Origin of the sequence: Mycolicibacterium aurum (assembly GCF_900637195.1) — a bacterium.
Classification (GTDB): domain Bacteria; phylum Actinomycetota; class Actinomycetes; order Mycobacteriales; family Mycobacteriaceae; genus Mycobacterium; species Mycobacterium aurum.
Genome location: NZ_LR134356.1, coordinates 5274376 through 5289186 on the forward strand (window position 1 = coordinate 5274376; position 14811 = coordinate 5289186).

Genomic DNA, 14811 nt, shown 5'->3' on the forward strand with positions numbered 1-14811 from the left:
GCAGAGTTGGTCGGGGAATTCGACTGCGGCGTGGTGTTGTTCGCCGTCGCGGCTCAGGCTCCGTAAACCGGAACGGCCGGCCGCGCCTTCGCGAGAAGCTCGGTGACGACGGGACCGAGTTCCGCCGGGTCCCACTGTGCACCCTTGTCGGTCTCCGGACCGTGGCTCCATCCTTCGGCGACCCGGATCTTGCCGCCTTCGACCTCGAACATCTTGCCGGTAACGTCCCGGGACTCGACGCTGCCCAGCCACACCACAAGCGGTGAGATGTTCTCCGGCGCCATCGCGTCGAATGCCTGATCCTGTGTCGACATCATGTCGGCGAACACGGTCTCGGTCATCCGCGTGCGCGCCGACGGCGCGATCGCATTGACATTCACGCCGTAGCGGCCCATCTCAGCGGCCGCAACCAGGGTCAACGCCGCGATACCAGCCTTGGCCGCACTGTAGTTCGCCTGGCCGACGCTGCCCTGAAGACCGGCACCCGAGCTGGTGTTGATGATGCGGGCGTGAAGGGTGTCCGGACCCGCCTCACCGCTTTTCACTTTGGCGCGCCAGTAGGCCGCGGCGTGCTTCATCGTCGCGAAGTGGCCCTTGAGGTGCACCGCGGTGACGGCGTCGAACTCCTCCTCGCTGGTGTTGGCGAACATGCGGTCGCGCACGATCCCCGCATTGTTGACCAACACGTCCAGGCCACCGAAGCTGTCCACCGCGGTCTGGATGAGGCCCTCCGCCTGCGTCCAGTCGGCGACGTTGGCACCGCTGGTCACGGCTTCACCACCGGCTGCAACGATTTCATCCACGACGTTCTGAGCCGCGCTGCCGCCGCCGGCCGGCGACCCGTCGAGCCCGACGCCGATGTCGTTAACGACGACGCGTGCGCCTTCGGCGGCGAACGCCATGGCATGCGCCCGACCGATTCCGCCACCTGCACCCGTCACGATGACCACGCGGCCGTCGAGCAATCCCATGATGTTGTCTCCTTATTTCTTGATGTCGGCAGTGGTGGTCGACAGATAGTGCGGCGGCTCCCCGCCACCGTGCACCTCCAGCGACGCGCCACTGATGTAGGACGCTGCGTCAGACGCGAGAAACGCCGTGGCCCAGCCGATGTCGTCGGGTTTTGCGAGCCTGCCCAGCGGCACGTTTTTCGAGATGGCCGCGATGGAATCGGCATCTCCGTAGAAGAGTTCGGCCTGCTCGGTCTCCACCATGCCCACGACGACGGAATTGACCCGGACCTTGGGAGCCCACTCGACGGCCAGCGTCGCGGTCAGGTTGTCGATACCGGCTTTGGCTGCGCCGTAGGCCGCAGTACCGGGCGTGGGACGGTGGCCACTCACGCTGGAAATGTTGACGATCGATCCGCCCGAGTCCTGGTTCTGCATCACGGCATTCGCGTGGGTGGACACGGAGAGCGCGCCGAGGAGGTTCAGCTGAAGAATCTTCGTGCTGAACTTCGCGGATGCCTCGGCGGCGGGCACGTACGGCGAGCCGCCCGCGTTGTTGACGACGACGTCGAGCCGGCCGTGGTCGGCGGCCACTCCGTCGATCAGCGCCTTGACCGCATCGTCGTCGCGGATGTCGCAGGCCCGGAATTCGTAGGGCGACTGCTCGACCGGTCGGCGCGCACAGGTGATGACGGTGGCGCCCTGGTCGGCGAACACCTTGCTGATGCCCGCGCCGACGCCGCGCACGCCGCCGGTGACGAGCACCACGCGGCGGGCGAGCCCGAGTCGGATGGCACCGTCTCCGTGGGGGCCGGGCACAGCACTGTCGACGGCGTCAGTCACTGTGCTAGCGTACCAAGCAAGTGCTTGCTTAGGTAGCGACCCAGGAGTTTGCATGCCGATCACCACAAAGACCGTGGAACCGGGCATCGTCTCGGTCACCGTCGACTACCCACCCGTCAACGCGATCCCGTCGCGGGGCTGGTTCGAGCTCGGCGACGCGATCACCGCCGCGGGCCGAGACCGCGAGACCCACGTCGTGATCCTGCGCGCCGAGGGGCGTGGGTTCAACGCGGGCGTCGACATCAAGGAGATGCAGAACACCGACGGATTCACCGCTCTCATCGATGCCAATCGTGGTTGCTTCCATGCCTTTCGGGCGGTGTACGAGTGCGAGGTGCCGGTCGTGGCCGCCGTCAACGGCTTCTGTGTCGGCGGCGGCATCGGGCTGGTCGGTAACTCAGATGTGATCGTCGCCTCCGACGACGCGAAGTTCGGCCTCCCCGAAGTCGAGCGCGGTGCGCTCGGTGCGGCCACTCACCTGTCGCGGCTGGTGCCGCAGCACATGATGCGCCGGCTGTTCTTCACCGCGGCCACGGTGGACGCGCACACCCTGCATCACTTCGGCTCGGTGCACGAAGTGGTTCCGCGCGCGGACCTCGACGAGTCGGCTCTGCGCGTCGCGCGGGACATCGCATCCAAGGACACCCGGGTGATCCGCGCCGCGAAGGAAGCTCTCAACCTCATCGACGTCCAGCCGGTCAACGCCAGATATCGCATGGAGCAGGGCTTCACATTCGAGCTGAACCTGGCCGGCGTCTCTGACGAGCACCGGGATGCGTTCGCGGGTACCTCGAAGAAGGAATCGAAGAAGTGACAGACAAGAGAACGACTCTCGACGAGGCTGTCTCGTCACTCGAGAGCGGTATGACCATCGGCCTCGGCGGCTGGGGCTCACGCCGCAAGCCGATGGCCTTCGTACGCGCGCTGCTGCGCACCGACGTCACCGACCTCACGGTCGTGACCTACGGCGGCCCGGACCTCGGACTGCTGTGCTCGGCGGGCAAAGTCAAGCGGGTGTACTACGGCTTCGTGTCGCTGGATTCGCCCCCGTTCTACGACCCGTGGTTCGCCAAGGCCCGCACCTCAGGAGCCATCGAGTCCCGGGAGATGGACGAGGGCATGCTGCGCTGCGGTCTTCAGGCTGCCGCACAACGCCTTCCGTTCCTGCCGATCCGCGCCGGGCTCGGCAGTGATGTCCGCGCGTTCTGGGGTGACGAACTCAAGACGGTGCAGTCCCCGTATTCGACGGGCTCAGGCTACGAAGAACTCATCGCGATGCCCGCCCTCAATCTGGACGCGGCGTTCGTCCACATGAACCTCGGCGACGAACGGGGCAACGCGGCCTACACCGGGATCGACCCCTACTTCGACGACCTTTTCCTGATGTCGGCCGAGCGCCGCTTCCTGTCCGTGGAGAAGGTGGTCTCCACCGAAGAACTCGTCAAATCCGTTCCACCACAAGCGCTGCTCATCAACCGCATGATGGTCGATTCGGTGGTCGAGGCACCGAACGGCGCCCACTTCACGGTCAACGAGCCCGACTATCGTCGCGACGAGAAGTTCCAGCGGCACTACGCGGAGGCCGCTGCCTCCGACGAGACGTGGGCCGAGTTCGTCAAGACCTATCTGTCCGGCAGTGAAGCCGACTACCAGGCTGCGGTGCGTAAGTTCACCGATGAGCGCTTGCGCGAAGAGCATGCCAAGAAAGAGCAAGCCGCCGCGAAGGAGGCCGCCAAATGATCTCCGTGACCCGCGCCGAGGTGTGCGCCGTCGCCTGTTCCGAATTGTTCCGTGACGCAGGCGAGATCATGGTCAGCCCGATGACGACGATCGTGTCGATCGGTGCCAGACTGGCCCGTCTGACCTTCTCACCCGACATCGTGTTGTCCGACGGTGAAGCTCGGCTGATCGCCGACACTCCGGCCATCGGAGCGCCCGCCGCCATCGAGGGCTGGATGCCGTTCGGCCGGGTCTTCGAGACACTGGCCTGGGGCCGCAGACATGTCGTCATGGGTGCCAACCAGATCGACCGGTACGGCAACCAGAATTTGTCGGCCTTCGGCCCGCTGCAGCACCCCACCCGGCAGATGTTCGGCGTGCGCGGCGCACCCGGCAACACCATCAACCACGCCACCAGTTACTTCGTGGGCAACCACTCCAAGCGGGTCTTCGGTGAATCGGTCGACATCGTCTCCGGAATCGGCTGGGACAAGGTAGATCCCGCCAACCCGGCCTACCGCTTCGTCAACGTCTACCGCGTCGTCACGAACCTCGGCGTGTTCGACTTCAACGGCCCGGACCACCAGATGCGCGCGCTGTCACTGCACCCCGGTGTGGAGGCCGACCAGGTGGCCGAGAATACGTCGTTCGAGGTGCACGGACTGGGCGAGGCCGAGACGACGCGGCTTCCGTCCGAGGAGGAGCAGAGGCTGTTGCGCGAGGTCCTCGACCCGAAATCGCTGCGGGACAAAGAAGTGAAGGCCTAGTTCATGGGCAGTCTCAAGACTCCGCTGACCGAGCTGGTCGGCATCGAACATCCCGTGGTGCAGACCGGAATGGGTTGGGTGGCCGGCGCGCGACTGGTCGCCGCGACATCCAACGCGGGCGGCCTGGGAATTCTCGCCTCGGCAACCATGACGCTCGAGGAGCTCACCACCGCCGTGGCGAAGGTGAAGTCCGCCACCGACAAACCGTTCGGCATCAACATCCGTGCCGACGCCGGCGACGCAGGTGACCGCGTCGACCTCCTGATCCGCGAAGGAGTCAAAGTCGCCTCCTTCGCTCTGGCTCCCAAACCCGACCTCATCGCCAGGCTCAAAGATGCCGGCGTCGTGGTGATCCCGTCGGTCGGCCTGGCCAAGCACGCCAAGAAGGTCGCGGGCTGGGGCGCCGACGCCGTCATCGTGCAGGGCGGCGAAGGGGGCGGGCACACCGGTCCGATCGCCACCACACTGCTGCTGCCGTCGGTGCTCGACGCCGTTGCCGACACCGGCATGCCGGTGATCGCGGCGGGCGGCTTCTTCGACGGGCGCGGGCTGGCCGCTGCGCTGTCGTACGGCGCGGCCGGCGTCGCCATGGGGACGCGGTTCCTGCTGACCAAGGACTCCACCGTCCCCGACTCGGTCAAGCAGCGCTACCTACAGGCAGCCCTGGACGGCACCGTGGTGTCGACCAAGGTCGACGGCATGCCGCACCGGGTGTTGCGCACCGGCCTCGTCGAGAAGCTGGAGAGCGGATCCCCGGTCCGGGGCTTGTCCGCCGCGGTCCTCAACGCGCAGAAGTTCAAGAAGATGTCCGGCATGACGTGGAAGTCGATGATCACCGACGGCCTGGCCATGCGCCACGGCAAGGACCTGACGTGGTCCCAGGTCGTGATGGCGGCCAACACCCCGATGCTGCTCAAAGCCGGACTCGTCGAGGGCAACACCGAGGCAGGCGTGCTGGCGTCGGGCCAGGTGGCCGGCATCATCGACGATCTGCCGTCCTGCGCGGAGCTGGTGCCGTCGATCGTCGCCGAGGCTGTCGAGCATCTGCAGAAGGCCACCGGCTTCATCGTCTGACCGATTTCCTTGACGCGCGTCTAGTCGATTCCGCCGTGCGCGGAGGCGGCCGTTCCTAGACTCCGACGGATGAAGACCAACGCCGCCATCCTGTGGGAGTACGGGTCCGACTGGACCGTCGAAGAGATCGACCTCGATCCGCCCGGGGACGGCGAGGTGCTGGTGTCCTGGGAGGCCACCGGTCTGTGCCATTCCGACGAGCACATCCGCACCGGAGACCTGCCTGCGCCGCTCCCCCTCGTGGGTGGCCACGAGGGAGCCGGAATCGTGCGGGAGGTCGGTCCGGGGGTCATCGGTCTCGCGCCCGGCGACCACGTGGTCGCCTCGTTCCTGCCCGCGTGCGGGCGCTGCAGGTTCTGCTCGACCGGCCACCAGAACCTGTGTGATCTCGGCGCGATGATCATGGCCGGCACCCAGTTGGACGGCACCTACCGACGCCACGTCCGCGGACAGGATGTCGGCGTGATGGCGCTCGTCGGGACGTTCTCCCAGTACGGCACCGTTCCCGAGGCGTCGATCGTCAAGATCGACGACGACCTGCCGCTGTCGCGGGCGTGCCTGCTCGGCTGCGGCGTCACGACCGGTTGGGGGTCGGCGGTGAATACCGCCGACGTCCAACCGGGCGACACGGTCGTCGTCATCGGGTTCGGCGGGATCGGCAGCGGCGCGGTCCAGGGCGCCCGGCTGGCGGGGGCCGAGAAGATCGTCGTTGTCGAACCTGTAGAAGCAAAGCGGCAGCAGGCTTTTCAGTTCGGTGCCACCCACTTCGTCACGTCGCTGGCCGAGGCCACAGCGCTTGTCGCCGAGCTGACCCGGGGCGTGATGGCCGATTCGGCGATCCTCACTGTCGGCCTGCTCGAGGGGTCGATGCTCGAGGATGCGGCCAACATCATCCGCAAGGGTGGCGCGGTCGTCATGACGGCACTGTCCACGATGGCCGAGAACTCACCGACACTCGGGCTGATGATGTTCACGCTGTTCCAGAAGCGGCTGCTGGGCAGCCTCTACGGCGAAGCCAACCCGCGCGCAGACATCCCGCGCCTGCTGTCGCTGTATCGCGAAGGCAAGCTACTGCTCGACGAGACCGTCACCCACGAGTACAAGCTCGCCGAGGTCAACGAGGGCTATTCGGACATGCGCGACGGCCGCAACATCCGCGGCGTGATCCTGCACGACCACTAGGCCGCGTCAGAGCCTTTCGATGATGGTGACGTTGGCGGTGCCGCCGCCCTCACACATCGTCTGGAGGCCGTAGCGGCCGCCGGTGCGCTCCAGTGTGTTCAGCATCGTCGCGAAAAGCTTTGCGCCGGTGGCACCGAGCGGATGTCCGAGCGCGATCGCGCCGCCGTTCGGGTTGACCTTCTCCGGGTCGGCCTTGGTCTCCTTGAGCCATGCCTGCACGACGGGTGCGAATGCCTCGTTGATCTCCACTGTGTCGATGTCCTCGATCGACAGCCCGGTCTTGTCCAGGGCGTAGCGGGTCGCGGGAATCGGCCCGGTGAGCATGAACACCGGGTCAGCACCGCGTGCGCTGACATGGTGGATGCGCGCCCGCGGCTTCAGCCCGTGGTCCTTGACCGCCTGCTCCGACGCGAGCAGCACCGCGCTGGCACCATCGGAGATCTGACTGGCCATCGCGGCCGTCAGCCTGCCGCCCTCCACAAGGGTTTTCAGGCCGGCCATCTTCTCCAGCGACGTGTCGCGGGGACCTTCGTCGATCGCGAAGCCGTCCACCTCGATGATCTCGTTCTCGAAATGCCCCGCCCTGATGGCGGCTTGCGCCCGCTGGTGGCTGGTCAGGGCGTACTGCTCCATCTCCTCGCGTGACAGCTCCCATTTCTCGGCGATCAGTTCCGAGCCGCGGAACTGCGAGATCTCCTGGTCGCCGTAGCGGTGCAGCCAGCTCTTGGATTCGTTTGTGGGAGAGGTGAACCCGAACTGCTCCGCGACGGTCATCGCGGAGCTGATCGGGATCTGGCTCATGTTCTGCATGCCGCCGGCGACGATCAGGTCCGCCGTCCCGGAGAGGATCGCCTGCGCGCCGAACGAGATGGCCTGCTGGCTGGAGCCACACTGCCGGTCGACGGTGACACCCGGAACCTCCTCGGGGTACCCGGCCGCCAGCCAGGACAGCCGGGCGATGTTGCCTGCCTGCGGACCGATCGCATCGACACAGCCGGCGATCACGTCGTCAACCGCCCCGGGATCGACGTCGTTGCGTGCGAACAGTCCGCGCCAACCGGCGGCGCCGAGGTCGATCGGATGCACGCCGGCCAGCGAACCGTTCCGCTTGCCGATCGCGGTGCGTACAGCGTCGATGACATACGCTTCGGCCATTGTCAGACTCCTTTTGTCGAGGCGACTATGCCGCCAAGTACGATCGAAAGATATTGCCGACCAACCTCTTCGGCGGTCAGCGGTCCACCCGGCTGGTACCAGCGGACCGAAACCCACGTGGTGTCACGGATGAATCGGTACACCAGGTCGACGTCGACATCGGGGCGGAAATAGCCCTCTTTGATGCCCTGGTTCAGGACGTCGACCCACATCTTGCGCTGTTCTCTGTTGCGCTCGTCGACGTAGGCGAACCGCTCCTGCGACGACAGCCGCTTGGCCTCGTCCTGGTAGATCACGACCTCGGCGTGCCGGGTCTCGATCGCCTCGAACGACGACATGAACAGGCCCTTGAGACGTTCCAGCGGGTTCGGTTCGGTTGCGACGATCTCCTGATACCGCGCGAACAGCCAGTCGAGAAAGTTGCGCAGCACCTCGTCGACCATCTCCTCCTTGGAAGAGAAGTGGTGGTAGAGGCTGCCGGACAGGATTCCGGCCGAATCGGCGATGTCTCGTACGGTGGTGGCCCGCAGGCCGCGCTCGGCGAACATCGTCGCGGCGAGTGCAAGCAACTCGTCGCGCCGACTGGGCAGCGCCTTCTCCACCTGACCAGAGTAGCAACCAAGCGCTTGCTAGGTAAGTCGGGTACTACGGATGCCCGCAGACGCAACCGTCCGCCGTTCCGCCCATCTGGCTACCCGGGTGTCGGTTCTGTGGTCGTAACTCACCGGAGAGCGGTCGGTTGCTCGAAACCGGCATAGCGCAGCCATCGGCCGCTGGCCGACATCAAGTCGGTGAATGGTCGAAGCTGCAAGTCGGGGTAGTGCTCGGCGAACTTCGTCGACGGCAGTTTCCGCACTGTGCCCTGAAGCCACCAAAGTTGCTTGCTGACAGTCGGTTCGGGCTCGATCGGTCGAGCTTCGGATATCGGTGGCGAGAACCGATCTCTCAACTGCTGCTTGATCCTGCCTTTGGTGTCACCGCTCATCCGCCGTTTGACAGCGCGGGCAGCTGCGATGTTGAAGATCTTCTGCCGCGCCTGCTGAATTCGACTCTCCCGGAACGCGGCGTCGGGAAGCATCCGTATCGTCGACGGATCAACCCCCACCTCCCGGGCAATGGCGCCGTAGAAATCGGCCCAGCAGTGCGTCTCCTTGTCGGAGATGTTGAAGACGCCGGAGCGGGGATCGGGAGCCGTCGCCAGTTGGAGGACGTGCTCCACGAGGTTGTCCACGTGGATCAGATTGCAGATCCCACGCCCCTCGTTGAACAGGTAGGCGGTGCCCTCGACCAGCGCCTTCGCCGGATCCACCAACCATCCGGCCCCCGGCCCCCAGATCAGCCCCGGCCGTAGGATGACCACCCGCACAGGACCGTCGGCTTGGGACCGCAGCCACGCCTCGGCAGCCCGTTTCCCATGGGCGTACTCCATCCAGTGCGGGCTGTCGGCTACGGAATCATCGCTCAAGCCCGGATCTTCGGCTCTTCCGAAAACCTCGGCGGAACTCATGTGGACAAAGAGGGGAACTTCCGCCTCCTCGCATGCGGCGTGAATGGCTTGCACGTCGCCGACAATGCGCCGATCGTCTCCAAGAGTCAGGTTCACCACCATTCCGCATCCCCGCAGGAGCGGAACCAGCGACGCCGGATCGCCGGCGTCGCCCAGCGCGAGGCGCGTGCCGAACCGCGCCAATCTCCCTTGGCTGCGCGGGGATCGGACGATGGGGACGATCGAAAAGTCGCCGAGCAGTTCTGCACGCTCGACGAAACGCGCGCCGACGAAGCTCGCCGCTCCGATGATTGCGATGGGCTTCATCACTGACGGCCCGCCTTCCAGTGCCGGGATCGCGCGGCTACCTGCTCGTCTTCAGGAAGCCAGGGACAATCCAGCGGTTCAGCGCTCTCGTAGGCCTGCTCGACCGCGGCTTGCACACTTGCGGCCTGCGCTCCGGTCACAGGAAATGCCTCGCCGTAACGAATGCACCGCAGCATCGCGACCAATTCGGCGTCAAAGCACGGGCGGAGGTTGCCAGGCCGTATCCGCGGGCCGCCACCAGGCGTGAGGTCTGTGGGCCAGGATGTCGTGGTCGGCATCAGCGACCACCCCCGTGGGGTCTTGCGGCGGTAGGTGCGAAGGTCTCCGCCATCGAGCATCACCTCACCCAGCGCGCCACGTATCCACAGGCCGTTGTTCAACGGGTACTCCCAGCTGACTTGCATGATGCCGCGGGCTCGCGGAAACGTCAGCTCCAGCAGCGAGTTGGTCTCTACCCCATCGGCCAGGCTGTCATCAAAGGACCGGGTGACTTTAGGATCCCCGAAAATCCAGGTCAAGTGGTCAAGCATGTGGACGCCGATATCCAACAGGGCGCCGCCTCCTGATCGTTCCCGCCGGAATGCTGCGTCGGTGGCCGCCTGCCAGCCGTATGTGTTTCCTTCACGGTAGGTGAACTCGAGTTCATCGCCGAGCTCGCCGGCGGCGACGAGTTGTGCGACGTCGGCAAAATTCGAATAGAACCGCCGGGGATATGCGACCCCCAGCACGCGACCGGCTTTCGCCGCTGCAGCGTTCATGCGACCCGCGTCGGCCACCGTCGTCGTCATGGGCTTCTCACACAACACATGGCAACCGTATTCGAAAGCCACGCATGCATGCTCGGCGTGCAAGGCGGGCGGTGAGGCGATGATCGCGAGATCGTACGAGCCATCCTGAAACGCTGCGTCGCAGTCTGAATACGAACGCGCCCGCCTGAACCGAGACGCGATCTCGCGTCTCCGTGACTCGTTGGGATCGACGACACCCCGGACTTCGATGGCCTTGGCTTTCTCCAGTCGGCGAAGCGGGGGCCGATAGTGCTCCCCCACCACTGCTCCAGCGCCGATCAAGAGGACACTTATCATCGACAGCCTCTCAGGTTCTTTGTCGCGTCAACCCTAATGCCTTTCGGTCGCTGGCAAACGATCATTCCGGCTCTGCGCGTCCTGTCCCGGGCGGCGCCAGAAGCCGCAGAATACGAGAAGCCAGCGGTTTCAGTCTGGTAGGCGTATGCGCAACGAGCCGGCTCGCCAGTTCCGGGTCCACCAGGGGCATCACCGCGAACACGCGGATGGCAATCAGGTAGGTCAGGATCGCGGCGGGAATGGCGACCAGCAACGATGCAGCGCCATCCACGTTGAGCACGATCGCGTAGGCGACGGCACCCTGAGCCACCGCGGCGAGCGCTATCGACCCCAGGGCGCGATAGGGCATCGAGAATCCCAATTGCATTGCTGCACAAACTATCTCGATGAGTATGACGACCACCTGGATGATCGCGCGTGACCATGCGGCTCCCATCAGCCCGTACTGGGGTATCAGGAGAAAGCCGAGCCCGATCACCCCGACAAGGCCGACGGCGTTGGATATCCACAGGATGCTGTTCTTCCCCATGCTCAGGATCAGGGAGAGGCTGGTTCCGCCAAGACTGTTGATCGCTATCGCGATCAACAGAATCGAAGCCACCCCGGCGGCGTCGCTGAAATCAGGACCGAAAATCAGCGGCACCACAACCGGCGTGATCGCCGCCAGACAGAGGCAGAGCGGCAACATCACCATCGCTATGAGTGCTGTCATCGTCCGGTACAAACGCTTCATCGGGTCGTGTGCGCCCTGACCGCGCTGCTCACTGAAACGCGGCAACAGGGCAGAGAGTAGGAGGGGCGGCAACTGCGCCGCCATTTCGGCCACTGTGAGTGCTACCGCGAATACGCCGACGGTACCGATGTCGGTGTAGTGCTCCAGGAAGATGATCTGCGTTCGGCCGAACAGGAGGTTGCCGATCACGCCGATCGTCCAGCTCATCAGTGCGAACCCGACGACTTCCTGCCGAAGTGACCTGTCGACCTTGGGCTTGAGCCGCAGTAGCGGGAAGAGTCGACTCGCCGGCAGGACGGTCGCGGCCACGTAGCCGGCCAGAGCGCCAGGAATTCCGAAGAGCAAGGCGCCCAGCACCGTAGTCGCGACCCGCATCAGTGCCGAGACGGTAGAGACGCGAGCGAGTGTGTCGAATCGCTGCTCGCCCCTGAGATTGAACAGATACAGATCGCCCATTCTCCAGCAGACGAACCAGACCAGAGCGACCGCGACCACGACCAGTTGAGAGTCCCGAGAAAGCCCGCCCAGCGCGCCGCTCCCCGACCCGTAGAGATAGGCGAACAGCACCACGCCGACCACGATCGCGGCCGACATGGACAGCCGCACGATTGCCCCGACGAGGCCATCTACTTGCTCGTTCTTGTCCGCGGCACGCAGGTTCGGGATGAATCGCTGCTGCACAACGTCGCTGCCCACGTTCGCGACCGCCACAGCGACCGTCACGCACCACACGACGTAGGCCACGACGCCGAAATCGTCGGGCCCCAATAATCTTGCGGCGATTGCGCTACCGACGAACCCGGAGAACGTGACGGCGGCGCCTGAGATGAAGCCGAGGAGTGTATTGCGGGCGAAGTTCGGCGCCATCAACCTTCTTCCCTCGACGAGACCGGCTGCATACTTACAGATGCACAGCGACCATCGTGCGTCCTCGCTTTGTCCGCGACGTCGCGGATCGCCCCCTTGACGATGTCCTCGGTTCCGGTCGTGCTGGAACTAGAGGCCCGGCCAGCTTCCACAACATATCGCTGGTGTGCGTCCGGCACTCGGATGATGGACAGATTCGTCCCGCATCTGAGCACCGAACGGGTGACCGATTTCGATGCCGTTGCGGTTACCGGGTGTTCTGCGAGTTGCTGATTCGCGAGTATCCCTCAACCCGGTAATTGAGAAGCCCGGCAAACTGCCCACACGCATAGAAAAGGCTGAAGTACGGCCGTGCCTGAACGGGGCGACGGGTTGCGAAGCCAATTCCGAGAAACACGACGCCGTACACACCGCTCCTGACGGCTCTTCCCAGCGAAGCCAACAAAGAATCATGGTGCTTGCGCAGCACACGGGTCTCGTTGGCACCCTCTCGAATCGCGCGGCGACGCACCCAACGCAAGGACTGTCTGTCAGCGGGCACCTCTTCGTACACCACCGCGTCGGCGCAGAAAAGCGTGACAGCCCCCGCCATTCGTATTCCGTAGAAGAAGTCCGTGTCCTCACCGCCCGTCGCCGAGAACGACGGGTCGAATCGGGGCGAGCCGGCCCGCTCCCACATGTGACGGAGCAACAGCGTGTTGTGCGTCGGTGCGTGGCGCAGTCGCTCGCCGCTTGCATGGGACCGGGCCTTGAAGAAGCCGCCACGCTGCACCCAATCCGGTGCGGGTTGAAGAAAGGCGCTGACCACTGGGCCCACCACCACGTCCGCTCCCGTCTGGGCTGCGAACGTGGTGAGGGTGGTCAGCCAATCCGGGTGCACCCACTCGTCGTCATCAACGAAGATGACGCCTTTGTATCGATCGCTGAAGTGATCGAGTGCGCGGTTCCGGGCTGCCGAGATACCGGGCTCGGGCTCAACGACATAGGTTGGGCTCAGCGAATGGTTGACTGCGACCGAACGCGCAGATTCCTCGGCATCGTTGTCGACGACGACGACATCCACGTTCGTCGACGAGATGGCCGCCTGCACACTGTCGAGTAGTCGCTGCAGCCCCGCAGGGCGAAGGTATGTAGCGATAGCGATCAGGTAGTGGTCGGCCACTGCGCAATTGTTCCACTGGTCACTCGACGGCAGTAGCGGATTACCTGGCGCCCCGCCGGTAGCATCCACACCGTACCCGTGTGCCGTCATGTCGGCGCCTTTGCCCTTGCCGTGCGAGCGGAGAGCCGATGCATCAGCGAAGCCGGCTGTTCATCAGCCGTGATGCTGCAGCCGTGTTGCTCATCGTCGTCTTGTGGTGTCGGACAATCGGCTCGTTCACTGTGTTGTCCCTGACAGCCGAGAAGGTGTTTGTCCCGATCGGCACCGATCCGATCTGGTCGCCTGCCGCGAACGTGGTCTCGAAGGGGTTCTACCTGCTGGCGGTAGGTATCAGCGTCGGCGTCATCCTGTTTCGCCTCAACGACATCACGCGCCCGGGACTGTGGCGCCTCGTTGTCCTGCTGGCGCCGTGGCTGTTCCTTCTGACGCGCGACCTGTATCTCGGCACCAGGCCAAATGCCGAGGGTGTGCTCTACCTGGTCGTGGTCGTGGCGCTGGCCGCGTTACGTCCCCACGCTCGTGTGCTCATCGCACTGGGCGCCCTGGTGGTGGCTACGGCCGTCATCGCAATCGCGCTCGGTTTGCTGCAACCGGATGCGGGCCGCGTGCACGCTGCGGAAGGGGTCTTGCAGGAACGTCCCGACAAGGCGGTATTCCCGTCACTGGGACTGCTGCAAGGGATGTTCACGGCCGAGAACAGTCTGGGCGTGTACCTGTCGATCGGGATCGCAGCAGTGGCAATGCTGCCGCGCTGGTGGCTGCGGATCCCCGGGCTGGGGATCGTGGGGTTCGCAATCTGCTGGTCCTCGGCTCGGAATTCCATGTTTGCGGCAGCGTCAATGCTGGCCCTGGGCGCCGTGATCTGGATCATCGCGGAGTTGGGATGGCGCCGCTCCGCGTCGGCGGTGGCCCGCGCGTCCATCGTGACCGCCGTCGCGGGGATGTGTGCGCTGCCATTGACGGGGTGGCTGTCACATGGAGGATGGGATGACGACGCGTACACGGGCCGCGGCGTCATCTGGAATGGCTCGCTGACGCAGTGGTCCTCGCGGGAATTCTGGTTCGGCGGCGGAAGGGATTGGTATGAGCGTATCGCGGAAAGCGACACGTCTCCGTTGATCTCCGGTGCCTATTCGGGTCACAACGAGTTCGTGCACCTGCTTGCCACAGGCGGAATCATGCTCGCGTTTCTCGCGATCGGGTCGCTGCTCGTCCAGGCGTATGGCGTCACCATGCCCCGAAGCCGCTACCTCGTACCGGGGGCGATGGTGGTCACGGGGATCGCCCTCAGCGGTTGGCTCGAGGTGCCGTTGGGTTACGTGAACTGGTCGATGTACTGGACCGTCACATTCGTCCCACTTGCGGTGTTGTTCTTGGCCCCACCGAGCAATGTGGATCCCGAACGCAGTAGTCGATGAGCGGCGGCAGAAAGGGTGCGGCTTCGTCGCGGTGGCAGCGGGT

Annotated in this window: 14 protein-coding genes; 6 read left to right on the forward strand and 8 right to left on the reverse strand. The window is 64.9% G+C overall.

Features of this window, described 5'->3' with window-relative positions; all coding sequences use genetic code 11:
- Positions 1 to 53 precede the first annotated feature (53 nt).
- Positions 54 to 971, reverse strand: a complete 918-nt coding sequence (locus EL337_RS24945; RefSeq protein ID WP_048634158.1) for an SDR family oxidoreductase — start codon at positions 969 to 971, stop codon at positions 54 to 56.
- Between the two features lie 12 nt (positions 972 to 983).
- Positions 984 to 1793, reverse strand: a complete 810-nt coding sequence (locus EL337_RS24950; protein ID WP_048634159.1) for an SDR family oxidoreductase — start codon at positions 1791 to 1793, stop codon at positions 984 to 986.
- A gap of 52 nt (positions 1794 to 1845) precedes the next feature.
- Here EL337_RS24950 and echA20 point away from each other — a divergent pair, with 52 nt between their 5' ends.
- From echA20 to EL337_RS24975, 5 genes are all read left to right on the forward strand, one after another.
- Positions 1846 to 2607, forward strand: coding sequence for a (7aS)-7a-methyl-1,5-dioxo-2,3,5,6,7,7a-hexahydro-1H-indene-carboxyl-CoA hydrolase (gene echA20 / locus EL337_RS24955; RefSeq protein WP_048634160.1), 762 nt, complete (start codon positions 1846 to 1848; stop codon positions 2605 to 2607).
- The gene (ipdA, locus tag EL337_RS24960) at positions 2604 to 3533 is read left to right on the forward strand and encodes a cholesterol ring-cleaving hydrolase subunit IpdA (RefSeq protein WP_048634161.1); all 930 of its coding nucleotides are present in this window, start codon (positions 2604 to 2606) and stop codon (positions 3531 to 3533) included. Before echA20 ends, ipdA begins: the two co-directional genes overlap by 4 nt.
- Positions 3530 to 4279: a cholesterol ring-cleaving hydrolase subunit IpdB gene (gene ipdB, locus EL337_RS24965; RefSeq protein ID WP_048634162.1), complete on the forward strand. Its 750-nt coding sequence runs from the start codon at positions 3530 to 3532 to the stop codon at positions 4277 to 4279. The genes ipdA and ipdB overlap by 4 nt, the downstream gene beginning before the upstream one ends.
- Positions 4280 to 4282: 3 nt before the next feature.
- Positions 4283 to 5353, forward strand: a complete 1071-nt coding sequence (gene ipdC, locus EL337_RS24970) for a (3aS,4S,5R,7aS)-5-hydroxy-7a-methyl-1-oxo-octahydro-1H-indene-4-carboxyl-CoA dehydrogenase (RefSeq protein WP_048634163.1) — start codon at positions 4283 to 4285, stop codon at positions 5351 to 5353.
- A gap of 69 nt (positions 5354 to 5422) precedes the next feature.
- Complete coding sequence (locus EL337_RS24975; RefSeq protein WP_048634164.1) at positions 5423 to 6535, forward strand: NDMA-dependent alcohol dehydrogenase; 1113 nt, start codon at positions 5423 to 5425, stop codon at positions 6533 to 6535.
- Positions 6536 to 6541: 6 nt separating this feature from the next.
- On the opposite strand, the gene fadA6 is transcribed toward EL337_RS24975, so the two are convergent.
- The 6 genes from fadA6 to EL337_RS25005 form a co-directional block, all read right to left on the reverse strand.
- Complete coding sequence (gene fadA6 / locus EL337_RS24980) at positions 6542 to 7690, reverse strand: steroid 3-ketoacyl-CoA thiolase FadA6 (RefSeq protein ID WP_048634165.1); 1149 nt, start codon at positions 7688 to 7690, stop codon at positions 6542 to 6544.
- A gap of 2 nt (positions 7691 to 7692) precedes the next feature.
- Positions 7693 to 8238 carry a TetR/AcrR family transcriptional regulator gene (locus tag EL337_RS24985; RefSeq protein ID WP_048634235.1) on the reverse strand — a complete coding sequence of 182 codons (546 nt, stop codon included), beginning with the start codon at positions 8236 to 8238 and terminating at the stop codon, positions 7693 to 7695.
- Positions 8239 to 8411: 173 nt separating this feature from the next.
- Positions 8412 to 9503, reverse strand: coding sequence for an NAD-dependent epimerase/dehydratase family protein (locus EL337_RS24990; protein ID WP_048634166.1), 1092 nt, complete (start codon positions 9501 to 9503; stop codon positions 8412 to 8414).
- Positions 9503 to 10588 carry a Gfo/Idh/MocA family protein gene (locus EL337_RS24995; protein WP_083443197.1) on the reverse strand — a complete coding sequence of 362 codons (1086 nt, stop codon included), beginning with the start codon at positions 10586 to 10588 and terminating at the stop codon, positions 9503 to 9505. The genes EL337_RS24990 and EL337_RS24995 overlap by 1 nt, the downstream gene beginning before the upstream one ends.
- A gap of 61 nt (positions 10589 to 10649) precedes the next feature.
- The gene (locus tag EL337_RS25000) at positions 10650 to 12188 is read right to left on the reverse strand and encodes a lipopolysaccharide biosynthesis protein (protein ID WP_048634168.1); all 1539 of its coding nucleotides are present in this window, start codon (positions 12186 to 12188) and stop codon (positions 10650 to 10652) included.
- A 247-nt stretch (positions 12189 to 12435) separates the two neighbouring features.
- On the reverse strand, positions 12436 to 13350 hold the full coding sequence (locus tag EL337_RS25005; protein ID WP_048634169.1) for a glycosyltransferase family 2 protein: 915 nt from the start codon (positions 13348 to 13350) through the stop codon (positions 12436 to 12438).
- 221 nt (positions 13351 to 13571) lie between these two features.
- Here EL337_RS25005 and EL337_RS25010 point away from each other — a divergent pair, with 221 nt between their 5' ends.
- Positions 13572 to 14768: an O-antigen ligase family protein gene (locus tag EL337_RS25010; RefSeq protein ID WP_126316672.1), complete on the forward strand. Its 1197-nt coding sequence runs from the start codon at positions 13572 to 13574 to the stop codon at positions 14766 to 14768.
- Positions 14769 to 14811: the final 43 nt, after the last annotated feature.